The sequence below is a fragment of the Cupriavidus sp. H39 genome (genome assembly GCF_050271075.1).
Taxonomy (GTDB): Bacteria; Pseudomonadota; Gammaproteobacteria; order Burkholderiales; family Burkholderiaceae; genus Cupriavidus; species Cupriavidus necator_B.
The window spans coordinates 550,146-573,360 of sequence record NZ_CP189848.1 but is presented as its reverse complement, the minus strand read 5'-3'; the positions used below and the strand labels follow the sequence as shown (position 1 = coordinate 573,360).

At 66.8% G+C, this 23,215-nt stretch carries 19 protein-coding genes and 1 tRNA gene; 5 read left to right on the top strand and 15 right to left on the bottom strand.

Translation table 11 applies throughout. From position 1 onward, the window contains the following. Positions 1-16: 16 nt before the first annotated feature. Positions 17-1,975, bottom strand: coding sequence for an AMP-dependent synthetase/ligase (locus tag ACOCMH_RS18085; RefSeq protein WP_427312377.1), 1,959 nt, complete (start codon positions 1,973-1,975; stop codon positions 17-19). A gap of 276 nt (positions 1,976-2,251) precedes the next feature. Here ACOCMH_RS18085 and ACOCMH_RS18080 point away from each other — a divergent pair, with 276 nt between their 5' ends. Together ACOCMH_RS18080 and ACOCMH_RS18075 are read left to right on the top strand one after the other, a co-directional pair. Next, on the top strand, positions 2,252-2,920 hold the full coding sequence (locus ACOCMH_RS18080; protein ID WP_171514353.1) for a Crp/Fnr family transcriptional regulator: 669 nt from the start codon (positions 2,252-2,254) through the stop codon (positions 2,918-2,920). Next, positions 2,920-3,342: a DUF3293 domain-containing protein gene (locus ACOCMH_RS18075; protein ID WP_427312376.1), complete on the top strand. Its 423-nt coding sequence runs from the start codon at positions 2,920-2,922 to the stop codon at positions 3,340-3,342. Before ACOCMH_RS18080 ends, ACOCMH_RS18075 begins: the two co-directional genes overlap by 1 nt. Before the next feature lie 38 nt (positions 3,343-3,380). On the opposite strand, the gene ACOCMH_RS18070 is transcribed toward ACOCMH_RS18075, so the two are convergent. The 6 genes from ACOCMH_RS18070 to ACOCMH_RS18045 form a co-directional block, all read right to left on the bottom strand. After that, positions 3,381-3,701, bottom strand: a complete 321-nt coding sequence (locus ACOCMH_RS18070) for a hypothetical protein (protein ID WP_427312375.1) — start codon at positions 3,699-3,701, stop codon at positions 3,381-3,383. 128 nt (positions 3,702-3,829) lie between these two features. Then, positions 3,830-4,849 (bottom strand): virulence RhuM family protein, encoded by a 1,020-nt coding sequence (locus tag ACOCMH_RS18065; protein WP_427312374.1) that lies wholly within the window; start codon positions 4,847-4,849, stop codon positions 3,830-3,832. A gap of 229 nt (positions 4,850-5,078) precedes the next feature. Continuing rightward, positions 5,079-5,981, bottom strand: a complete 903-nt coding sequence (locus ACOCMH_RS18060) for a 3-hydroxybutyryl-CoA dehydrogenase (protein WP_427313314.1) — start codon at positions 5,979-5,981, stop codon at positions 5,079-5,081. Then, positions 5,978-6,415, bottom strand: coding sequence for an HIT family protein (locus tag ACOCMH_RS18055; RefSeq protein ID WP_427312373.1), 438 nt, complete (start codon positions 6,413-6,415; stop codon positions 5,978-5,980). Before ACOCMH_RS18055 ends, ACOCMH_RS18060 begins: the two co-directional genes overlap by 4 nt. 143 nt (positions 6,416-6,558) lie before the next feature. Then, the gene (icmF, locus tag ACOCMH_RS18050; RefSeq protein ID WP_427312372.1) at positions 6,559-9,849 is read right to left on the bottom strand and encodes a fused isobutyryl-CoA mutase/GTPase IcmF; all 3,291 of its coding nucleotides are present in this window, start codon (positions 9,847-9,849) and stop codon (positions 6,559-6,561) included. Between the two features lie 258 nt (positions 9,850-10,107). Then, positions 10,108-10,446 (bottom strand): DUF2917 domain-containing protein, encoded by a 339-nt coding sequence (locus ACOCMH_RS18045; RefSeq protein WP_427312371.1) that lies wholly within the window; start codon positions 10,444-10,446, stop codon positions 10,108-10,110. 154 nt (positions 10,447-10,600) lie between these two features. Here ACOCMH_RS18045 and ACOCMH_RS18040 point away from each other — a divergent pair, with 154 nt between their 5' ends. Continuing rightward, positions 10,601-12,007, top strand: a complete 1,407-nt coding sequence (locus ACOCMH_RS18040; protein WP_427312370.1) for a PLP-dependent aminotransferase family protein — start codon at positions 10,601-10,603, stop codon at positions 12,005-12,007. A gap of 9 nt (positions 12,008-12,016) precedes the next feature. Here ACOCMH_RS18040 and ACOCMH_RS18035 read toward each other — a convergent pair whose 3' ends face one another. The 4 genes from ACOCMH_RS18035 to ACOCMH_RS18020 form a co-directional block, all read right to left on the bottom strand. Beyond that, on the bottom strand, positions 12,017-13,414 hold the full coding sequence (locus tag ACOCMH_RS18035) for an amino acid permease (RefSeq protein WP_427312369.1): 1,398 nt from the start codon (positions 13,412-13,414) through the stop codon (positions 12,017-12,019). Between the two features lie 173 nt (positions 13,415-13,587). Next, positions 13,588-13,938 carry a VOC family protein gene (locus ACOCMH_RS18030; RefSeq protein ID WP_427312368.1) on the bottom strand — a complete coding sequence of 117 codons (351 nt, stop codon included), beginning with the start codon at positions 13,936-13,938 and terminating at the stop codon, positions 13,588-13,590. 16 nt (positions 13,939-13,954) lie between these two features. Continuing rightward, on the bottom strand, positions 13,955-15,472 hold the full coding sequence (locus ACOCMH_RS18025; protein WP_427312367.1) for a CoA-acylating methylmalonate-semialdehyde dehydrogenase: 1,518 nt from the start codon (positions 15,470-15,472) through the stop codon (positions 13,955-13,957). Positions 15,473-15,584: 112 nt separating this feature from the next. Then, positions 15,585-16,916 (bottom strand): aspartate aminotransferase family protein, encoded by a 1,332-nt coding sequence (locus tag ACOCMH_RS18020; RefSeq protein WP_427312366.1) that lies wholly within the window; start codon positions 16,914-16,916, stop codon positions 15,585-15,587. A gap of 327 nt (positions 16,917-17,243) precedes the next feature. Between ACOCMH_RS18020 and ACOCMH_RS18015 the strand changes: the two genes are divergently transcribed. Together ACOCMH_RS18015 and dmeF are read left to right on the top strand one after the other, a co-directional pair. Then, a complete protein-coding gene (locus ACOCMH_RS18015; protein ID WP_427312365.1) occupies positions 17,244-18,704 on the top strand; it encodes a PLP-dependent aminotransferase family protein in 1,461 nt (486 codons plus the stop codon). A gap of 443 nt (positions 18,705-19,147) precedes the next feature. Then, on the top strand, positions 19,148-20,155 hold the full coding sequence (gene dmeF, locus ACOCMH_RS18010; protein WP_427312364.1) for a CDF family Co(II)/Ni(II) efflux transporter DmeF: 1,008 nt from the start codon (positions 19,148-19,150) through the stop codon (positions 20,153-20,155). Between the two features lie 36 nt (positions 20,156-20,191). On the opposite strand, the gene ACOCMH_RS18005 is transcribed toward dmeF, so the two are convergent. The 4 genes from ACOCMH_RS18005 to ACOCMH_RS17990 all read right to left on the bottom strand — a co-directional run bounded on the left by ACOCMH_RS18005 (position 20,192) and on the right by ACOCMH_RS17990 (position 23,170). Continuing rightward, a complete protein-coding gene (locus tag ACOCMH_RS18005; protein WP_427312363.1) occupies positions 20,192-20,635 on the bottom strand; it encodes a GNAT family N-acetyltransferase in 444 nt (147 codons plus the stop codon). Positions 20,636-20,943: 308 nt separating this feature from the next. After that, positions 20,944-21,018: transfer RNA gene (locus tag ACOCMH_RS18000), tRNA-Cys, on the bottom strand. Positions 21,019-21,112: 94 nt separating this feature from the next. Beyond that, positions 21,113-21,589 (bottom strand): bacterioferritin, encoded by a 477-nt coding sequence (gene bfr, locus ACOCMH_RS17995; RefSeq protein ID WP_171514366.1) that lies wholly within the window; start codon positions 21,587-21,589, stop codon positions 21,113-21,115. Positions 21,590-21,859: 270 nt separating this feature from the next. Then, complete coding sequence (locus tag ACOCMH_RS17990; RefSeq protein WP_427312362.1) at positions 21,860-23,170, bottom strand: MFS transporter; 1,311 nt, start codon at positions 23,168-23,170, stop codon at positions 21,860-21,862. Positions 23,171-23,215 lie beyond the last annotated feature (45 nt).

Below are 23,215 nucleotides of genomic sequence, written 5' to 3'. Positions count from 1 at the left end.
CCTCCACCCTGTGCGCTCATGCCGCGCGCGCTGCCGCCGGCAGCCGCTTGGCATCCATCAGCTTCAGCGTGGCCGACACGCTGCCCTCGCGCCCGTCTTCAAACTTGACGCGCGTCTCGATGAACTGTTCGGACTTGCCCGCATAGAGGGCTTCGACCAGCACCCCGTACTTCTCCGCGATAAAGCCGCGCCGTACCTTGCGCGTGCGCGTCAGCTCGTCGTCGTCCGGGTCCAGCTCCTTGTGCAGCACCAGGAAGCGCGCCACCTGCGAGCCCGCCAGCATCGGGTCGTTGGCAAGGTCGGCGTTCACCTGGTTCACGCACTCGCCGATCATCTCCAGCACGTCCGGCTGCGCGGCCAGGTCGACATAACCGGCATACGGCAGGTGGCGGCGCTCGGCCCAGTTGCCCACTGCCTCGAAGTCGATGTTGATAAAGGCACAGACCTGGTCGCGGCCGTTGCCGAACGCCACCGCCTCCTTGATGTACGGGAAGAACTTGAGCTTGTTCTCGATGTACTTGGGCGCGAACATCGAGCCATCGGCCAGCTTGCCCACGTCCTTGGCGCGGTCGATGATCTTCAGGTGGCCGTCGGCATCGATCACGCCGGCGTCGCCGGTCATGAAGTAGCCCTCGTCGTTGATGGCCTCGCGGGTGGCGTCGTCGCGCTTGTAGTAGGACTTGAGCAGGCCCACGCCGCGCACCAGCACCTCGCCGTTGTCGGCGATGCGGATCTCCATGCCGGGCGCGGCCGGTCCGACGGAATCGAACTTGACCTTGCCGTCGGGCTGCAGGCACACATAGGCGCAGGTCTCGGTCTGGCCGTAGAACTGCTTCAGGTTCACGCCGATCGAGCGGTAGAAGCGGAACAGGTCCGGGCCGATCGCCTCGCCCGCGGTGTAGCCGACGCGGATGCGGCTCATGCCCAGCACATTGCGCAGCGGGCCGTAGACCAGCGCTTCGCCCAGCGCATAGCGCATGCGCTCCGCCAGCGGCACCGGCTGGCCGTCGAGGATATCGGTGCCACAGCGGCGCGCCACGTCCATGGCCCAGTGGAACAGCTTGCGCTTGATCCAGCCGGCGTCCTCCATGCGGATCATCACCTGCGTCAGCAGCCCTTCATAGATGCGCGGCGGTGCGAAGTAATAAGTGGGGCCGATCTCGCGCAGGTCGGTCATCACCGTCTCGCGCGATTCCGGGCAGTTCACGGTAAAGCCCGCCACCATCGCCTGCGCATACGAGAACAGGTTGTCGCCGACCCACGCCATCGGCAGGTAGGACAGCACGTCGTCATCGGCGCTGAGCTTGTCAAAGGCGCAGCCATTGCGCGCCGAGCCGATCAACCCGTAGTGCGAATGGCACACGCCCTTGGGCTTGCCGGTGGTGCCCGAGGTATAGAGGATAATCGCGGTGTCGTCGGGCTGCCCCGCGGCGATGGCCTCGTCATAGAAGCCCGGATGCGCCTGGTCGAATTCGCGCCCCAGTTCCTGCAGGCGCTCGTACGACATCAGCGACGGGTGGTCATAGTCGAGCAGGCCGCGCGGGTCTTCAAAGATGATGTGGCGCACGGCGCGGCCGGACTCGGCCAGCTGCGCTTCGACCTCGAGCAGCTTGTCGACCTGCTCCTGGTCCTCGACGATGGCGAACTCGATTTCCGCATCGTTGAGCACGTAGACCATCTCGTTGGCGATGGCGTCCTGGTACAGCGGCACCGGCACGCCGCCCACCGCCTGCGCCGCGGTCATGGCCCAGTACAGCCGCGGGCGGTTGTCGCCCACCACCGCCAGGTTCATGCCGCGTTTGAAGCCGAGCGCGGCCAGACCACATGCCAGCGCCCTCACTTGCTGCGCCACCTGGGCCCAGCTGTATGTCTGCCAGATGCCGAGATCCTTCTCGCGATACGCCGGATGGTCCGGCCGCTGCTGGGCGTGCGCCAGCAGCCATCGCGGGAAGGTCGTCGCGGACGATTCCTGCATCGCTGTCTCCTGTCCCTCCGGCGTGGGGGTCCACGCCCGGTGTCAAGCGCCGGTCCGGTCGTTATACTTGGCCTGCTTTGCGCGGCGGCATCCGCCGCATCGCATCAAGCCCGGTGTGCCATTTCAGGGGGCCGGGAAAGCGTTGCCGCCATTCCCCGGCGTGCCTCTGGTGACACCCGCGGTTCCGTTGTGATCGTACGATAGTCCATGCCAACCACCCCGGTTGTCACGCCGGTGACAATTCCGGGTTAATCCCTACCGGAGCTTGCGCAGGCCATGCTGAACGATTTTGTCGACCGCTGCGTGTGGGCAGCAGACCTGAGCCCGGCGCAGCGCGAGCGCGTGCGCCGCGCCATGTTCGTGCACGAGTACAGCCAGGGCGACTACGTCTGCCACAAGGGCGACAAGGCCGAGCACTGGATGGGCGTGCTCGAAGGGATCGTCAAGATCACCACGGTGTCGCCCTCGGGCAAGTCGGTCACCTTCACCGGCGTGCCCACCGGCGGGTGGTTCGGTGAAGGCGCGGTGCTGAAGTCGGAGATCCGCAAGTACGACGTGATGGCGCTGCGCCGCTCGACCATCGCCTTCCTGCCGCGCGACACTTTTCAGTGGCTGCTGGATACCAGCCTGCCGTTCACCCGCTTCCTGCTGACGCAGTTCAACGAGCGCCTCGGGCAGTTCATCGCGGCGGTGGAATATGAGCGGCTGCTAGACATCGACTCGCGCGTGGCGCGCGCGGTGTCGTCACTGTTCAACGAGCACCTGTATCCCGGCATCGGCAAGACGCTGGAGATCTCGCAGGAAGAGATCGGCCTGCTTGCCGGCATCTCGCGCCAGCGCGCCAACCAGGCGCTGAAGGTGCTGGAACAGCAGGGGCTGGTGCGGGTGGACTATGGCGTGATCGAGGTGCTGGACCTCGAGGGCTTGCGGCAGTACGGAGAGTAATGCACAGCGCCATCGACGCCGCCACTTTGCGCGCGTATCGCGACACGCACTACCGGGTGCGGGGCGACACCCCGATGACCTTGCGCATCGACCAGCCCAGCCCGGCGCTGGCCGCGCTGCACCAGGTGCACGGCGTCGACTGCAGCGCCTTCATCACGGCGGCCAACCCGCACAGCCGGCGTTGCGGCGATGACGCCAATGCGCGGCGTCAGCTGGCACTGGCGCAGGACCTGGAGCGCATGGGCTTGGCCGCGATGGCAGCCGCCGGCGAGCATCCGTCCAACGGCTGGCCGGCCGAACCGAGCTTCCTGGTGCCCGGGCTGTCGCTGCACGATGCGCGGATGCTCGGCGAGAAATACGGCCAGAACGCCGTGGTGTGGAGCGGCGCGGACGCGGTGCCGCGGCTGGTGCTGCTGCGCTGAGCGTCCGGCAGGCGCCGGCGCCTGCGCCAGCGCGCGAATCAGCGGCCGTGGCCACGATGGCCGTGATGCCCCTGGCCGTGATGGCGGTAGTGATGGTCGTGCCGGTGGTGGTGATGCCGCCCGCGCCACTCGTGCCGCCCATACCAGCGCCGGCCATCCCAGTAACGGTCGCCATGCCAGCCGTGGTAGCGCGGCGCATAGACCACAGGCGGCGGCGGTGCCACATAGACCGGCGCCGGCGCGGCATAGACCGGCGCACCAATGTTGACCCCCACATCCACATGCGCCATCGCGGAACGCGCCGCCAGCAGGGACATGACGCCAGCGAGCAGCGCCGCAAAGAGAACCGGGTGAGCCATGATGTGCGTTGTCGTAAACGGAATGGGTGCACTCTACCGCGCATTCCTGTTACCAGATGCGGCGGAGTGTTTCGGCATATAACGCGGTGTAAGCGGAATGCGGCGCGCCTGGAACAAGGCGATGGGTGTCAGCGCTTTTTGACCACGGTAGCGTCTAGCTGCTGCTCTATCCGTTCCAGCGCCGCGACATCCTCGGCGTCTGCAGCAAGGCGCTCGGCATCTCGCCGCCTGATTTCGAATTCGGTATAGCGCTCCAGCGCCAGACGCTCGGCCACTTGCGCAGACACCTTCCCGGCATGCGTCAAGACCTCGCGTTCATTGAAGGTCAGGAACGCATCCAGCTTGTCCGACCATTCCTGCATGGTCATCGTCTTGCGACGCAGCGCCATGCTTTCGGCGTAGTCGAGATACATCACCACAATGCGGTTGAGGGCGTCGACTTCCGGCTGCTGCAGGTAATTCTTTGCCACCCCCACATCGCCCTGCCGCACCCGCCTGCCTTTCCAGCTTGTAAGCCCCATATTCGGCTGGCTGGGGTCGGATCGGGCCGCAATCAGTTCCGCGGCAGTGTGGCCGGTGATGGCCCACAGCATCTTGTTCTGGATCTTGGCGAAAAAACGCTGGGCTTCTTCGGTTGTGCCATCGTAGTCGACGGCCGTTGCATAGATGTCGCGAATCTTCTGGTAGAACCGCTTTTCGGACGCCCGGATGTCCCGGATGCGTTGGATCAGTTCATCGAAGTAATCCCAGCCGCCCGGGTCCTTGAGGCGTTCGTCGTCCATGACGAAGCCCTTGATCAGGAATTCACGCAGGTGGGTAGTGGCCCACTGGCGGAATTGGGTGCCGCGATGGGAGCGAACCCGATAGCCCACCGCCAGAATCATGTCGAGGTTGTACAGCTTGACCGGGCGCCGCACCTGCCGGCTGCCTTCCTGGCGAACCATTAAGGATTCCTTAATAGTTGCAGACTCACTTACCTCGGCGTCTTCGAGCACGTTCTTGACGTGCATGTTGATATTGGGGACAGACGTCTGGAACAGTTCCGCCATCTCGAGCTGCGACAGCCAGACAGTTCCATCTTCAGCCCGCAGCCGGATCCGAGTCCCTCCGTCCTCGGTGGTGTACAGGATCAGTTCGCCAGTACTCATAGACGTAGGTTTTCGACAAATTCCTTGTTCGCACAATACCAACAGGCTTCACCAGGCACCTGTGCAATGCCCGTGCAATAGACTAACCGAATGAACCGTCAGGATTGTTATCGAGTGTAGCGATCCAATGCGCCCTGATGAACGGAAAAAGGCCGGCGCTGACCCAAGGTACAGTCGCCGGCCTCGCTCAGACAAGACCTGCCCAGCAGAGGGGCAGGCCCAGGTCCGCTTACTTGCTATACACGTACACCCCGCGCCCCGTCTTGCGCCCCAGGTAGCCCGCGGCCACCATCTCGCGCATCAGCATCGCCGGACGGTACTTCGGATCGGCGAACTCGGTGTACAGCACCTCCATCACCGCCAGCATGGTGTCCAGGCCGATCATGTCGGCCAGCGCCAGCGGCCCGATCGGGTGGTTGCAGCCCAGCTTCATGCCTTCGTCGATCTCTTCCGGCGAGGCCAGGCCTTCGCCCAGCACGCAGAAGGCTTCATTGATCATCGGGCACAGGATGCGGTTGACGACGAAGCCCGGACTGTTCCTGACCGTGATCGGGTACTTGCCGAGCTGCTTCGACAGGCCTTCCACGGCGGCGTGGGTGGCGTCGCTGGTCTGCAGGCCGCGGATCAGTTCGACCAGCGCCATCACCGGCACCGGGTTGAAGAAATGCATGCCGATAAAGCGGTCGGCGCGCGAGGTCACCGCGGCCAGCTTGGTGATCGAGATCGACGAGGTGTTCGATGCGATGATCACGTTGTCGCCGACGATGCCGTCGATCTGCTTGAGGATCTTGACCTTGAGCTCGTAGTTCTCGGTGGCGGCCTCGATCACGATGTCGGTGGCCTTGAGGTCGTCATACGACGTGCTGCCCTGGATGCGCGCCAGCGCGTCGGCCTTTTGCGCCTCGGTCAGCTTTTCTTTCTTGATCAGCCGGTCCAGGCTGCCGGCCACCGTGGCCACGCCCTTCTGCACCGCGGCGTCGCTGATGTCGACCATCACCACGTTCAGGCCCACCACTGCGCAAGCCTGCGCGATGCCGTTGCCCATGGTGCCGGCACCTACGATGCCTACCGTCTTGATTGCCATCTTGTCTTCCTCTGCTTGCTTGGTTGAATGCTTGGCGGCGGGCTTCAGGCGCCTTGCTCGCGCAGCGCGGCGATGATGCGCTCGGCATGCCCCTTGAGCAGTTCCGGGTCCTGCATCTCGCGCGCGTGGCCGCGCAGCGCGGCGTCGGCATAGCGCGGCACGATATGGAAATGCACGTGCGGGACGGTCTGGCCCGCGGCCGCGCCGTTGAACTGTCCGATCGAGATACCGTCGGGCGCGAATGCCGCGCGCACCGCGCGCGCGACCCGCTGCGTGGCGACGATGGCGGCCTGCGCGCCGCGTTCGGACAGGTCGAACAGGTTGACCGCGGCTTCCTTTGGCACCACCAGGGTATGGCCGTCGGCCTGCGGCATGATGTCCATGAAGGCGATGGTGTCGTCGTCCTCGTACACCTTGAGGCACGGCATCTCGCCGCGCAGGATCTTCGCGAAGATGTTGTTCGGGCTGTACTGGGTGTCCATGATGTCTGGCTTGCGGTTGTCTCGAATGCGATTTGCCGCGGCTACGGCCGCTGGCGCAGCCTTCGAGTGTAACGCAGGGCGGCCCGTCACTGCGGCCGCCCTGCGCGGTAATCGGGCACGCTGGCTGCGCGGTGCCGGCGGCGCTACATATTGCGGCGATACTGTCCGCCGACCTCGAACAGCGCGTGCGTGATCTGCCCCAGCGAGCAGACCCGCACCGCGTCCATCAGCACCGCGAACACGTTCTGGTTGTCGATCACCGCCTGGCGCAGCCGCTGCAGCATCGCTGGGGCTTCGTCGGCATGCGCCTGCTGGAAGGCCTGCAGGCGATCGAGCTGGCTCTGCTTCTCGGCTTCGCTGGAGCGCGCCAGTTCCAGCTTCTGCGGCACCGGGTCGCCATCCGGATTGCGGAAGGTGTTTACGCCGATCAGCGGCAGCGTGCCGTCGTGCTTGAGCTGCTCGTAGTAGAGCGACTCCTCCTGGATCTTGCCGCGCTGGTAGCCGGTCTCCATCGCGCCGAGCACGCCGCCGCGCTCGGCGATGCGCTCGAACTCCTGCAGCACCGCCTCTTCCACCAGGTCGGTCAGTTCCTCGATCAGGAAGCTGCCCTGGTTGGGGTTCTCGCACCTGGTTACGCCCCATTCGCGGTTGATGATCAGCTGGATCGCCAGCGCGCGGCGCACCGACTCGCCGGTGGGCGTGGTGATGGCCTCGTCGTAGGCGTTGGTGTGCAGCGAATTGCAGTTGTCGTAGATCGCGATCAGCGCCTGCAGCGTGGTGCGGATATCGTTGAAGTCGATCTCCTGCGCATGCAGCGAGCGGCCCGAGGTCTGGATGTGGTACTTCAGCTTCTGGCTGCGCTCGTTGGCGCCGTACTTGTCGCGCATGGTCACGGCCCAGATGCGGCGCGCGACGCGGCCCAGCACGCTGTACTCGGGGTCCATGCCGTTGGAGAAGAAGAACGACAGGTTGGGCGCGAAATCGTCGATATGCATGCCGCGCGCCAGGTAGGCTTCCACATAGGTGAAGCCGTTGGACAGCGTGAACGCCAGCTGCGAGATCGGGTTGGCGCCGGCCTCGGCGATGTGGTAGCCCGAGATCGACACCGAGTAGAAGTTGCGCACCTGGTGGTGGACGAAGTATTCCTGGATATCGCCCATCACCTTGAGCGAGAACTCGGTGGAGAAGATGCAGGTGTTCTGGCCCTGGTCTTCCTTCAAAATGTCGGCCTGCACCGTGCCGCGCACGTTCTGCAGCACCCACGCGCGAATCTTGGCTTCCTCGTCGGCAGTGGGGTCGCGGCCGTTGTCGGCGCGGAACTTGTCGAGCTGCTGGTCGATGGCGGTGTTCATGAACATCGCCAGGATGGTCGGCGCCGGACCGTTGATGGTCATCGACACCGACGTGCTCGGGCTGGTCAGGTCGAAGCCGTCGTACAGCACCTTCATGTCGTCGAGCGTGGCGATCGACACGCCCGAGTTGCCGACCTTGCCATAGATGTCGGGGCGCACATGCGGGTCTTCGCCATAGAGCGTGACCGAGTCGAACGCGGTCGACAGGCGCTTGGCGTCCATGCCCTCCGACACCAGCTTGAAGCGCCGGTTGGTGCGGAACGCATCGCCCTCGCCGGCGAACATGCGGGTGGGGTCTTCATTCTCGCGCTTGAACGCGAACACGCCGGCGGTGTACGGGAAGCTGCCGGGCACGTTTTCACGCATCAGCCACTTCAGCACCTCGCCGTCGTCGTCGAAGCGCGGCAGCACCACCTTGCGCACCTTGGTGCCCGACAGCGTGGTGGTGACCAGCCCGGTGCGGATCTCCTTGTCGCGGATCTTCACCACGTATTCGTCGCCGCTGTAGGCCTCGCGCATCTGCGGCCACATCGCCAGCAACTTGCGCTCGACCTGGCCGAGGGCCGTGTCGCGTTCCGCGGCGAGCGCATCGAGTGCGGTGCCGTCTCCCTGCGCGGCCCGCAGCATGCGGCTGGCTTCGCGCAGCTGCTGGCGCTCGCGCGCAATGCGGCTTTGCTCGGCCACGCGGCGGTGGTAAGCGCGCACGGTGTCGGCCAGTTCGGCCAGGTAGCGGCTGCGTGCCGGCGGCACGATCACGTTCTGGCCAGTGGAGACGCGCCCGGACAGCGCCGGCAGCGCGCCTGGCCGCAGCGCCAGGCCGCGCGCGGCGAGCGCTTCGCGCAGGCCCTGGTACAGCATGGTCACGCCATCGTCGTTGAAGCGCGAGGCCTGGGTGCCGTAGACCGGCATGTCCTCCGGCTTGCCATGCCATTGCTCGCGGTTGCGCTGCACCTGCTTGGCCACGTCGCGCCAGGCATCCTGCGCGCCCTTGCGGTCGAACTTGTTGATGGCGACAAAGTCGGCGAAGTCCAGCATGTCGATCTTCTCGAGCTGGCTCGCCGCGCCGAACTCGGGCGTCATCACGTACAGCGACAGATCGACGTGCGGCACGATGGCGGCGTCGCCCTGGCCGATGCCGGAGGTCTCGACGATCACCAGGTCGAAGCCCGCCACCTTGCACGCGGCGATCGCGTCGGGCAGCGCCTGCGAGATCTCGGAGCCGGCCTCGCGCGTCGCCATCGAGCGCATGAAGATGTTGGGGTGGTTGATCGCGTTCATGCGGATGCGGTCGCCCAGCAGCGCGCCGCCGGACTTGCGCCGCGACGGGTCGATCGAGATCACGGCGATCGAGAGCGCATCCTGCTGGTCCAGCCGGAAGCGGCGGATCAGCTCGTCGGTCAATGACGACTTGCCGGCGCCACCGGTGCCGGTAATGCCCAGCACGGGGATCGATGCCGGTTTCGCCTGCGCGTGCATCGCTGCCACCAGCGCGCCATCGGCCTTGCCGTTTTCCAGCGCGGTGATCAGCTGCGCCAGCGCGCGGCGGTCGCCGCCGGCCACGGCATCGAGCGAGGTGGGCGCGTAGCGCGACAGGTCGATGTCGCAGCGCTGCACCATGTCGGCAATCATGCCGGCCAGGCCCATGCGCTGGCCGTCCTCGGGGCTATAGATCCGTGCCACGCCGTAGGCCTGCAGTTCGCGGATCTCGTCGGGAACGATCACGCCGCCGCCGCCGCCGAAGACCTGCACGTGTTCGCCGCCCTTGTCGCGCAGCAGGTCGACCATGTACTTGAAGTACTCGACATGGCCGCCCTGGTAGCTGGAGATCGCAATCCCCTGTGCGTCTTCCTGCAGCGCGGCGGTCACGATCTCCTCGACCGAACGGTTGTGGCCAAGGTGGACCACCTCGCAGCCGTGCGACTGCAGGATGCGGCGCATGATGTTGATCGAGGCATCGTGGCCATCGAACAGCGAGGCGGCCGTGACAAAGCGCACCTTGTTGACCGGGCCGGCCCACTGCGCGGTCGGCTTGGGCTGGGGCGCCCCGCGGCGCACATCATGCACATCGGAAAGGTCGGTCATTGTCTCCACCGTCTCTGGTGTTTCGCTGCCACCGCGGCGTGCGCCGGTCATGTTGTGGGTGCCGTTCCTGGCCGGCTTGTCGGCAAGCGCGCGGGCTGGGTCCCGGATTGGGGCCGGTCGATTATATGACGTTGACGTTAACGTTAATCAATGGGGCGGAACCCCGAGGGCAGGCGGCTCCGCCCCTCTAGAGTAGGCGCCGCCGCCAAGCAAAAGGCCACCCGCAGGTGGCCTTGTCCGAAAATCGTCGGGCGCCGTTCAGGCCCAGATCCTGGGGCACTCGCCGAACGCATCGGTGCTGTGCTCTTCCACGCGGTGGCGCATCACCCGCAGCCACGCCGGCAGCCGCCGCAGCGACCACGGCGCCGGCACCTGCGCCAGCGTAAAGCGCGCTCCCGCGCCGTCGCCCGACAGCCATACCCGGTAGCCCTCCGGCAGCGCCAGTTCGGCGCCTGGCTCCAGCCAGATATCGTTGGGATTGCCCTCGACCGTCAGCCACAGCTTGCCGGCCACCGCGCAGACGGTCTGCCCGTAACCGGCGCGCCAGCTGACCGGCTGTCCGGGCTCGTCCAGTTCGAAAGTCCGTAGTTCGCGCATGTTGCACTCCTCTCAGCCTGTCGGCGTCGTCATTGCCGCCACGCTTCCATTATTCGCATCCCTCACTACAATCCCATGTACAGTTGTGAACAGTTTTCGATGCACTGTTCAGTAGTTTTTCCTGACAGTTGCCCTGCGGCTGCGCGCGGATCCCATGAAACTTATCTTAGATGCTTCCACCGGAATTCCACTGACCGAGCAGATCGTCGAAGGCGTGAAGTCGTGGATCGGCAACCGCGAGGCGCGCCCGGGCGCGCGGCTGCCGTCGATCCGGCAGCTGGCCGCCGAGAACGGCATCAGCCGCTTCCCGGTGATCGAAGCCTATGACCGGCTGGTGTCGCAGGGACTGCTCGATTCGCGCCAGGGGTCAGGCTTTTATGTGGCGGACAGTCCGCTGGCGGGGCGCTCGGCGCGCGGCTGGTCGGACCCCAGCCTGGCCGAGGACCTGTCCGACCATATCCTGGAGCAGTTCAACCACCCCAGCGGCACGCTCAAGCTGGCCGGCGGCTTCGTCCCGGAGACCTGGCGCGACGTGGAAGGCCTGACGCAGGCGATCCGCGCGATTTCGCGCAACGAGATCGACAGCGTGATCCATTACGCCACGCCGATGGGCCATCCGGAACTGCGCCGCCAGGTGCTGCTGCGCGTGCGCCAGCTGGGCATCGCCGCGGAGCTGCCGCAAGTGCTGATCACCACCGGGGCCAGCCAGGCGCTGGACCTGGTGGTGCGCCACCTGCTCAAGCCGGGCGATACGGTGTTCGTGGAGGACCCTGGCTACTACAACCTGTTCGGCCTGCTGCGGCTGCACGGCGTGCAGCTGGTGGGCGTGCCGCACACGCCCAACGGCCCCGACCCGGACGCCACCGAGGCGCTGCTGCGCCAGCACAAGCCCAAGCTGTTCTTCACCAACAGCGTGCTGCAGAACCCGACCGGCTCGACGCTGGCGCCGCCGGTGGCGTTCCGGCTGCTGGAACTGGCGCGCCGGCATGGCTTCCGCTTTGTCGAGGACGATATCTTCTCGGACTTCCAGACTCACTTCACCGACCGGCTGGCGACGCTGGACCAGCTCGAGCATGTGATCTACATCGGCGGCTTTTCCAAGACGGTGTCGGCGTCGCTGCGGATCGGCTACCTGGTCGCCGACAAGGCGCTGGTCAAGGACCTGGTCGATGTGAAGGTGTTGACCAGCGTGGCCGGCTCGCACTTTGCCGAGGCGGTGACGGCGGCGCTGCTGGAGCGCGGCGGCTACCGCAAGTACGTGGAACGGCTGCGGCTGCGCGTGCGCGAGGCCGTAGCCGGCGCGGTGCGCCAGCTGCATGGCAACGGCTGGGAGGTGTTCTGCCAGCCCTCCGGCGGCAACTTCCTGTGGGCGCGCCCGCCCGGCATCGCGGATTCGCGCGAGCTGGTGACGCTCGGCGAGCAATACGGCGTGACGCTGGCGCCGGGCAATTACTTCCGCCCCGGCGGCGAGACCTCGGCCTGGATCCGCATCAACGCCGCCTATGCCAACGAGCCGCGCGCGGTGGCGTTTATGCAGGCCGCCGCCGAACGCGGCCGCTGAGCGGCGCGGTCAGCCGCCGTGGTTATGCAGCACGGCATTGCGCCGCGCGTAGGCGAAGTAGATCACCAGCCCCACCGCCAGCCAGACCAGGAAGGCGGCCCAGGTCAGCGCCTGCAGGTGCGCCATCAGGAACAGGCAGAAGCCGATCGACAGCAGCGGCACCACCGGCACGCCCGGGCAACGGAATGCGCGCGGCAGCTCGGGCCGGGTCTTGCGCAGCACCAGCACCGCCACCGAGATCAGCGTAAAGGCCGCCAGCGTGCCGATATTGATCAGTTCCGCCAGCACGTTCAATGGCACCAGGGCGGCAATCGCGGCAAACACGAGGCCCACGGTCCAGGTGGCAAAGTAGGGCGTGGCATGCACCGGGTGCACCGAGGACAGCCGCTCGGGCAGCAGCCCGTCGCGCGACATGGCAAAGATCACGCGGGTCTGGCCATAGGTCATCACCAGGATCACCGTGGTCATGCCCAGGATCGCGCCAAGGTCGACAAAGCCAGCCACCCAGTTCTGCCCCGCAAACTGCAGCGCCAGCGAGACCGGATGATCGACGCCGGCAAACTTCGCGAACGGCACGATGCCGGTCATGATCGCCGCCACCACCACGTACAGCACCGTGCAGACCGCGAGCGAGCCGATGATGCCGATCGGCAGGTCGCGGCGCGGGTTGCGCACTTCTTCCGCGGCCGAGGTCACTGCGTCGAAGCCGATAAAGGCGAAGAACACCAGCGCCGCCGCATTGAAGATGCCGGTAAAGCCGAACGGCGCGAACGGCTGCCAGTTGGCCGGCTGCACGTGCCACACGCCCACCGCGATAAACAGCAGCACCACGCCGATCTTGATCGCGACCATCAGGTTGTTGACGCGCGCGGACTCGCGCACGCCGTAAGAGACTACCCAGGTGATGGCCAGCATGATCAGGCATGCCGGCAGGTTCAGCACGGTCTGCACCCCCGGCACCGAGCCCGGCGCCGCGGTCAGCGCCACCGGCAGCTTCATGCCGAAGCCCGCCATCAGCGACTGGAAATAGCCTGACCAGCCCACCGACACCGCCGACGTGGCCAGCCCGTATTCCAGCAGCAGGTCCCAGCCGATCATCCACGCGACGATCTCGCCAAGCGTGGCGTAGCTGTAGGTATAGATCGATCCCGACACCGGGATCGCCGAGGCGAACTCCGCGTAGCACAGCGCGGCAAAGCCGCACGCCAGCGCCGCGATCACGAACGACACCGTCAGCGCCGGCCCCGCGGTCAGCGCGCCGGTGCCGGTCAGCACGAAAATGCCGGTGCCGATGATGGCGCCGATGCCCATCAGCACCAGGTCGACCGGACCCAGCACTTTTTTCAGGCCATCATCGCGCGCGACGGCCAGCATCGCGTCGATATCCTTGGTACGGAACAAGCTCATTCAGACTCCCTGCAACGGTGACCAGGCCCGCGGCGGCAACGCGCGGGCCCGGAAAAAGGGCGGTAGTTTACGCCGCTGGCCAGGCGCAAGCGTCACTTGCACCCGGCCACCGCATTGCAGGAATGATAGGAAAGCCCGGCCAGGCCGGCACTGACGGCAGGCAAGGCATGCGCTCAGGCGTGCGCGAGGATATTGACCAGCTGCCCGAACGGATCACGCACAAAGAAGCGACGCACGCCCCAGGGCTCGTCGGCCGGGCCGTATTCCACGGCAAAGCCAGCAGCCACCATGCGCCGGTGCGCTTCGTCGACGTCGTCGACTTCGATCGACAGCGCGGGCACTGGCGTGCCGTTGCCGCCTTCCACGGCAAAGCTGACCTGGGCCCGCGCGGTGCCATCGCTGCCGTAGGTGCAGATCCAGCCGTGGTCCATCAGCATGTCCAGGCCGAGCACGTCCTGATAGAAGATGCGGGCCTGGCCGGGGTCGGCAGTGCCGATATTGGCGACGATGCGGTTGACCTTCATGACCGGTCTCCGGCTGTTACTTCGCCACCGGCATGGTGAACTCCGCGCCCTTGGCGATCGAGTCCGGCCAGCGCTGCATCACGCTCTTGTAGCGCGTGTAGAAGCGCACGCCCTCTTCGCCATAGGCATGGTGGTCGCCGAACAGCGAACGCTTCCAGCCGCCGAACGAATGCCACGCCATCGGCACCGGGATCGGCACGTTGATGCCGACCATGCCCACCTGGATCTGCCGCGCGAATGCGCGCGCGATGCCGCCGTCGCTGGTGTAGCACGACACGCCGTTGCCGTACTCGTGCGCATTGATCAGCGCCACCGCCTCGGCAAAGTCATGCACGCGCACCACCGACAGCACCGGGCCGAAGATCTCTTCCTTGTAGATGGTCATGTCGGGCTTCACATGGTCGAACAGCGTGCCGCCGACATAGAAGCCGTTCTCGTGCCCGTCGACCTGGTGGCCGCGGCCATCGGTCACCAGCGTCGCACCCTCTGCCACGCCTTTGGCGATATAGCCTTCGACCTTGGCCTTGTGCGCGCCGGTCACCAGCGGGCCCATCTCGGCATCGGCCTCCATGCCGTTGCGGATCTTCAAGGCACGCGCCCGCTCGGCCAGGCGCGGCACCAGCTGATCGGCGACCTCGCCAACGGCAACGGCCACCGAGATCGCCATGCAGCGCTCGCCAGCCGATCCATAGGCGGCGCCGATCAGCGCATCGACCGCCTGGTCGAGGTCCGCATCGGGCATCACCACCAGGTGGTTCTTGGCGCCGCCCAGCGCCTGCACGCGCTTGCCGTGCCGGGTGCCTTCCGTATAGATGTACTCGGCGATCGGGGTCGAGCCGACGAACGACAGCGCCTGCACGTCCGGATGCGCTAGCAGCGCGTCGACCGCTTCCTTGTCGCCCTGCACCACGTTGAACACGCCGTCCGGCAAACCGGCCTGGCGCAGCAGATCAGCAATCAGCAGGCTCGGCGACGGGTCGCGTTCCGACGGCTTGAGCACGAAGGTATTGCCGCACGCCAGTGCCACCGGGAACATCCACATCGGCACCATCACCGGGAAGTTGAACGGCGTGATGCCGGCCACCACGCCCAGCGGCTGGCGCAGGTTCCAGTTGTCGATGCCGCCGCCGATGTTGTCGGTGAAATCGGTCTTGAGCAGGTTGGGAATGCCGCAGGCAAACTCCACCACCTCGATGCCGCGCGTGACCTCGCCCCTGGCATCGGAGAACACCTTGCCATGCTCGCGCGTGATCAGCGCGGCAAGGTCGTCGTGGTGCTGGTCCAGCAGTTCCTTGAACTTGAACAGGATGCGCGCGCGGCGCAGCGGCGGGGTGTCGGCCCACGCGGGGAAAGCGGCCTTGGCGGCGGCGACGGCGTCGGCCACGTCTTGCGTGGTGCCGAGCGCCACGCGCGCGGACACTTCGCCGGTGGCGGGGTTGAACACATCCGCCTGGCGCTGGCCGCCGGCGCGGCGCACGGCGCCGCCGATGAAATGATGGATTTCGGCCAGTTGCCGGTTTTCTGCGATGCTCACTTGGGGTTTCCTTCGATGGCCGCGGCACGCAGTACAGCGCACCCCGGCGTGCAATCAGAGAGAAAGGCCGGGCCCCGCGGGCCCGGCGGCAAGGCGATGCGGCGCGCGCCGCTTACTTGATGGCTTGCAGCGCCTGCTTCACCGTATCGAACATCTCGCCGATCTGCGCTTCGGAAATGATCAGCGGCGGCGAGAACGCCAGGATGTCGCCGGTGTAGCGCACCAGCACGCCCAGCTCCAGGCACTTGAGGAAGGCCTCGTAGGCGCGCGCGCCCGGCTGGCCCGGACGCGATTCCAGCTCGATGCCCGCCACCAGCCCGTAGTTGCGGATGTCCTTCACGTGCGGGGCGCCACGCACGCCGTGCACCGCGGCCTCGAAGACCGGCGCCAGTTCGGCGGCGCGGCCGAACAGGTTTTCGCGCTGGTACAGGTCCAGCGTGGCAATGGTGGCCGCCGCGGCCAGCGGGTGGCCCGAATAGGTGTAGCCATGCAGCAGTTCGATCGTCCCCGGCGCGGCCGCATTTACCACCGCGTCGTGCACCTCGCGGCGCACGGCGACGGCGCCCATCGGCACCGCGGCGTTGTTGATCGCCTTGGCCATGGTGATCAGGTCAGGCGTGACGTTGAAGCGCTCGGCCGCGGTGGCGGCGCCCAGACGACCGAAGGCGGTGATGACTTCATCGAAGATCAGCAGGATGCCGTGCTTGCTGGTGATCTCGCGCAGCTTTTCCAGATAGCCGACCGGCGGCACCAGCACGCCGGCGGAGCCGGCCAGCGGCTCGACGATCACCGCGGCGACATTGGCCGGATCATGCAGCGCCAGGATGCGCTCCAGCTCCTCGGCCAGGTGGGCGCCCCATTGCGGCTGGCCCTTGGAAAAGGCCGCTTCGGCGATGTTCAGCGTGGCCGGCAGGTGATCGGTGCCGGGCATCAGGTTGGCCGAGAAAGCCTTGCGGTTGGGGCCGATGCCGCCCACCGCCATGCCGCCGAAGCCGACGCCGTGGTAGCCGCGCTCGCGGCCGATAAAGCGCGTGCGCTGGCCTTCGCCGCGCGCGCGGTGGTAGGCCAGCGCGATCTTCAGCGCGGTGTCGACCGACTCCGAGCCGGAGTTGGTGAAGAAGATGCGATCCAGCCCCTGCGGCATGATCGCCGCCACCTTGGTGGCGGCCTCGAACGACAGCGGATGGCCCATCTGGAACGGCGGCGCGTAGTCCAGCGTGGCCGCCTGGCGTGCCACCGCGTCGGCGATCTCCTTGCGGCAGTGGCCGGCCGCGACGCACCACAGCCCGGCGCAACCGTCCAGGATCTGGCGGCCGTCGTGGGTGGTGTAGTACATGCCGCTGGCCGACGCCAGCAGGCGCGGCGCCGCCTTGTACTGGCGGTTGGCGGTGAAGGGCATCCACAGGGCATCGAGATCGGGAATCACGGTCTTGGCGGCGTCCATACGTCCTCCTTGAGGGGAAATCGGGTCGGTTGGCGGCGGCGCGCTGGCAGGCAGCGGCAGCGATGAGGGCCACTCTACCGGCGGCGACTGACCGACAAAATATACAGTCCGGACAAGCACGCCTTACCGTACAGTTTGATCACGCCAAACCATACAGGCAAGCGGTGCCACGCCACTTCTCCCGCCGATGCTGCCGGGTGCCGCGCGAAGGCGCGGTTCGGCATCCCACGCTGCAGTGCGGCAAATTTCCCGGGACGGCACCTCGTCGGCCGCGACCGCGCCGGGCACCCGCTAAACTGTACAGGTCCACGCCCCACCGAGCGCCTGATGCTGACCCTGAACCTGACCCGCAGCCGCCGCGACGGCGATACCCTGACCGAGCAGATCGTCGCCGGCATCGCCGCGCTGGTGGAGCAGCGCGCGCTGCGTGCCGGCGCGGCGCTGCCGTCGGTGCGGCGCTTTGCACAGCACCACCACGTCAGCACCTTCACCGTGGCCGAGGCCTACGGGCGACTGACCGCGCTGGGCTATCTCGCCGCGCGGCCCGGCGCGGGCTACACCGTGGCGCACCGCCACGCCCCGGCCGGGCACGCGCGTGCGCCGCAATGGGAGGCGCCGGGGCTGAATGCGGCCTGGCTGCTGTCCGACGTGTTTGCCGACCATTCGGTACCGATCAAGGCCGGCGCGGGCTGGCTGCCGGGCGACTGGCTTAACGAGGAAGGCTTGCACCAGGCCATGCGCGCCTCGGCCCGCGTGCCGGCGGCGCAGCTGTCCGGCTACGGCCACCCCTATGGCTTTGCGCCACTGCGTGAGCACATTGCCGCGGGCCTGGGCCAGTACGGCATTCCGCTGCAGGCGCAGCAGGTGGTGCTGACCCAGGGCGCGACACAGGCGCTGGACCTGGTAGTGCGCACGCTGCTGCGCGCCGGCGATACCGTGCTGGTGGAATCGCCCTGCTACTGCAACCTGCTGCAGATCCTGCGGCTGGCCGGGCTGCGCGTGGTCGGCGTGCCGCGCACGACGGCGGGGCTGGACACCGACGCGCTCGAAGATGCGCTGCGCGCCCACGCCCCGCGCGCACTGTTCATCAACACCGTGCTGCAGAACCCGACCGGCGCCAGCCTGACCAGCATGAACGCCTTCCGCGTGCTGCAGCTGGCCGAGCAGCACCGGCTGCTGGTGGTCGAGGACGATATCTACCGCGAGCTAGCGCCGGCTGGCTCGCCGATGCTGGCGGCCATGGACGGGTTGTCGCAGGTGGTCTATGTCAACGGCTTTTCCAAGACCATCACGCCGTCGCTGCGGGTCGGCTACCTGGCGGCCAGCCCGGACCTGGCCAAGGCCTTCGCGCGCACCAAGATGGCGGTCGGCCTGACCTCATCGGAGGTGACGGAGCGGCTGGTGTATTCGGTGCTGACCAGCGGCCACTACGGCCGCCATGTGGCGGCATTGTCCGAGCGGCTGCGCGCGCAGCAGGATCGCGTGACGGAAAAGATGGAGGCCCATGGGCTGGAGGTGCTGCTGCGCCCGGAAGGCGGGATGTTCGCGTGGGCGCGCCTGAGCGACTCGGTGCAGGCGCAGTGGCTGGCCAGCCGGCGCGGCGGTCCGCTGCTCGGCAACCGCCTCGCCACGCTGGCACTCGAGCATGGCATCTGGCTGGCGCCCGGATCGTATTTCGAGCCGGACGAGACCGACTCGCCGTGGATCCGCTTCAACGTGGCCACCGGCGATGCGCCGCAGTTATGGCAGTTCTTTGACAGCCTGGCGCAGGCGCAGCAGGCGGCTTGAGGGGGATGGATGCGGACTGCCGATGAGGGGAGAAGGGTCAGTCCGCGGGATCAGACCGCGGCGTGGCCCGCGCTCAGCTCCAGAGACGTTCGACCAGCCACCCCGCGGTGGCGCAAACGCCGATCCAGGCGGCAAGACACGTGGCAATAAAGCGATAGCTCATCTCGGTATGGTCAACAAAGTTATGACGGGGACATGAATTTTTCGCCGAATCATACATCCGTTCATGAATGTATGTAAGCGAAAGACAAGATTCCTTACGACCATCGGGGGCATCTTGTCGCATATCAGTCACATGTAGCGATGCCAACCCGCCGCCCGGATGCACCCCTGTCGCCATCGGGGATGCCGCCGGCGCGCCCCAGGTCTCTGCTACCCTTGGTCCTGCCCGGCCCTGTGCCGGACGATTTTTCAAGATCTCAAAGCGCAACGTACGGTTCCCCATGCATACCCAAGACCTGTCCGCCTGGACCCACAGCCACGCCTTCGACGCGGGCAACCGCGCCGCCGAGCGCGGCACCCGCTTGGTCATGGTGATCACCGCCATCACCATGGTGGCGGAAATTGCCGCCGGGCTCTGGTTCAACTCGATGGCGCTGCTGGCCGATGGCTGGCACATGAGTTCGCACGCGCTGGCCATTGGCCTGTCCGCCTTTGCCTATGCCGCCGCCAGGCGCTACGCCGGCGACTGGCGCTTTGCCTTCGGCACCTGGAAGATCGAAGTGCTGGCCGGCTTTGCCAGCGCGGTATTCCTGCTGGGCATTGCTGCCCTGATGGCGGCGGGCTCGGTCGAGCGGCTGTTCACGCCGCAGGCCATCCACTATCGCGAAGCCATGGCCGTGACCGCGCTGGGGCTGCTGGTCAACCTGGGCTGCGCGCTGATCCTCGGCGGCCATGCGCATGGCCATGATCACGGACACGACCACGGCCACCATCACAACCACCATCACGGCCACGATCATGGGCATGACCATGGCCACCATCATCATGGCCATGGCGCCCATCACGACATCAACCTGCGCGCGGCCTATGTGCACGTGCTGGCCGACGCCGCGACTTCGGTGCTGGCGATGGTCGCGCTGGCCGGCGGCTGGTGGCTCGGCTGGGCCTGGCTGGACCCGGTGATGGGCCTGGTGGGTGCGGTGTTGGTCGGGCGCTGGGCCATCGGCCTGCTGCGCCAGAGCGGTACGGTGCTGCTGGACCGGGAGATGGACCACCCGGTGGTGGAAGAAGTGCGCGAGGTGCTGGCGGGCCTGGATCACGGCGACGAAAGCACCCGCGTGTCCGACCTGCATGTGTGGCGCGTGGGCCGGCAGCACTTTGCCTGCATCGTCTGCCTGGTCACGCACGATGCCGCGCTGACGCCGCAGCACGTGCGCGAGGCGCTGTCCGTGCACGAAGAACTGGTGCACGTGACGGTGGAGATCAGCCGCTGCGACGACCCACACTGAGGCGAGCACAGGGGCTCGCCGTTGGCTTGCAGGGAATCAGCCCAGCTCGCACCACATGCACAGCGGCGGCGTGTCCGCGGCGCGATGGAATTCGCTCGATGACATGACCTCGGGCGGCAGCTTCGAGGCCGGCACCAGCGTAAAGCCGTAGCGCGCGAAATAGCTGGGGCAGCTGGAGGCCAGCAGCACCGCGCGCCGCGCGCCGTTGGCGCGGGCGCGCATCAGCGCGGCACGCACCACGTGGGTGGCCACGCCCTGGTCGCGGTGCTCGGGCAGCACGGCCACGGATCGGATCACCACGGTCTCGCCGCAGCGCTCGCCGGCGGCGCAGCCAATAACCTGCGTGCCAAGGATGGCAACGTGGAAATGCTCGAGCAAGCGCGGCACGCCGTCCAGCGGCAGCCCGCATCGTTCCAGCACGTCTCCCACGGCTGGTGCGTCCGACGGAATGGCCGCGCGGATCCGCAGGTCTTTCATCATCTGGAGCCTCTCATTCTCAAACTGCCTCGCGACGGGAAACGCCATGGAAGCCCGGACATGGCGGTGCCGCCATATGGCGGCACGGGTTGCATGCAGGCCGACAGGCCTGTCGGGCAACATTACCCGATTCGGTGTCGTCGATCCATTGGGGAAAAATGGGTGTCCGGAATCGCTGCGCATACCGGTCAGGGCGTGCACGGCACAGCCTGCCGCTGTCATGGCGCAGGCCGATGACAGGGGCGTGAAAAGAGGGAAAATGGCGCGGATGCGCTGGCGCGCCGGGCCGGCCGGGCCAGGCAGGAAAATGATGGAGGCGGGGATCCGGAATCGAACCGTCGTACACGGCTTTGCAGGCCGTTGCATAACCACTCTGCCACCCCGCCGCTGACGCAGCGCCTGAACGACGCAACGTGCTGCGGGCCGCAGTGTAGCGGGAAATGGAAATCTTTGCAGGAGGCGGCGCGGAACGGCGCCGCGTCAGTCCGCGCCGCCCATGGCGGACTGGATGTAATTCTGCAATCCGACCTTGCGCACCAGCTCCAGCTGCGCCTCGAGCCAGTCGATATGTTCTTCGGTATCTTCGAGGATATCGACCACCAGTTGGCGCGAGACATAATCGCCGACCGACTCGAAATACTTGATCGCATCCTTGCAGCTGGCCTGCGACACCTGCTCCAGCTTCAGGTCGCAGCCGAGCATCTCTTCGGTGTTCTCGCCGACCAGCAGCTTGTCGAGGTCCTGCAGGTTGGGCAAGCCGTCGAGCAGCAGGATCCGTTCGATCAGCTTGTCGGCGTGCTTCATTTCCTCGATCGATTCCTCGTACTCATGCTTGCCCAGCGCGCGCAGCCCCCAGTGCCGGTACATGCGGGCATGCAGGAAATACTGGTTGATCGCGGTCAGCTCATGCCGCAGCTGCGTGTTCAGCAACTGGATGACCTTCTTGTCGCTCTTCATGGCAGCCCCCAATGCCCCCTCGGCAGGGACACACGATGTCGCACTTTCACGACCACAGCAACGTCACGGCGAAACGCCCGCCGTGACTTTCATGGTAGTGCCGCGCAAGCGGACATCAAGCCGATCCGGCCGCGCGCCGCGGCGCTTTTGCCGCATTCCTGCCGGTTTTCGCCGCTGCTTGCGGATGCGAATGGCAATGGTTTTTATTCGGTTTTCGAAAGCGGTCTGCACGGCATCAAGGGGGATAGAACGACCGGCGCAGCCATACCCTCAACCCACGGCCACCGCCGAGCGCTCGCTTGCCACGCTTGCCGGCAGCCGTGCGGCCATGCGCTGGCGCGAGCGCTCCGGATTGACCACGCACAGCCCGGCCAGCGCCGCCACCACCATGATCGCGCCGCACAGCGCCAGCCCCAGTTCAAAGCCGCGCGCGCCGGGCATGTTCTGCACCAGCACGCCCGTCACCAGCGGCGCCAGCACGCCGGCGACCGAAGACACCGAGGCGTCGATCGCCAGCACCGCTCCGCGCTGCCCCGCCGGCACCACCTCGGCCAGCATCGCCGGGCCGAGCGAATAGATCGCCGGCGCGCACACGCACGCCAGCACCAGCAACCCCACGCGCATGGCCGGCGTGGTATCCGGCCACAGCAGCAACAAGAAGAAGCCGCCCGCCAGCAGCAGCATGCCGGCCGATACCCGGCCGCGCGCCGCCCGCGACGACACCCCGCGCGCGAGCAGGCGCTCGGAGCACCACGCGATGGCGATCGTCAGCGGCAGGTTGGTGCCGACGATCAGCGCGAACAGCTTGCCGCTGACGGCATGGTCGAAACCCAGCCCGCTTTGCAGGTACGCCGGAATCCAGGTCAGGCACAGCGCCAGGCCCCAGTACGCCGCCAGCCGCAAGGCAAAGCAGCCAAGCACGGTGGGATCGCTCAGCAGGACACGATACGGCAGCCGCTGCGGCGCGCTGGTGCCCGTGGCGGCGTGCGCGTCGGTGGGTTCGTCGAGCGTGCCCTCGCGCCCGAGCGCGAGCCACGCCACCGCCCACACCACGCCCAGCACCGCCAGCAGGTAAAAGTTGGCGCGCCAGCCCCAGTGCGCGGCCACGGCCGGGATCAGCAGCCCGGCCAGCACGATGCCGATGCCCGCACCCTGCGTCAGCACTGCCACCGGCAGGTTGCGCCGGCTGTTCGGAAACCACTTGTAGCAGGCGTGGATCGCCACCGGCGCGGCCGGCCCTTCCATGAAGCCCAGCAGCACGCGCGACACGATCAGCACCGCCAGGCTGGACGACAGCGCGATCGGAATCTGGCATAGCGACCACGCCAGCGCCATCAGCACCAGCAGCCGCGAGGTCGGCGTGCGGTTGGCGAGGAAGCCGCCCAACACGCCGGACACCGCGAACAGCCAGAAGAAGCTGCTGCCGACCAGGCCGAACTGCGCCGGCGTGAGCCCCAGTTCCCCCATCATTGGCGCGGCCAGCAGGCCCACCACCATCTTGTCCATGGCGTTGACCACCAGGAAGAAGAACAACAGCACTGCGGTCAGCCACGCGCGGCGCGGCTGGTAGGTTGAAGTCATGCGCATCTCCCGGAAGGATGGGATGCCCGCCGCGGCGGGCATCGG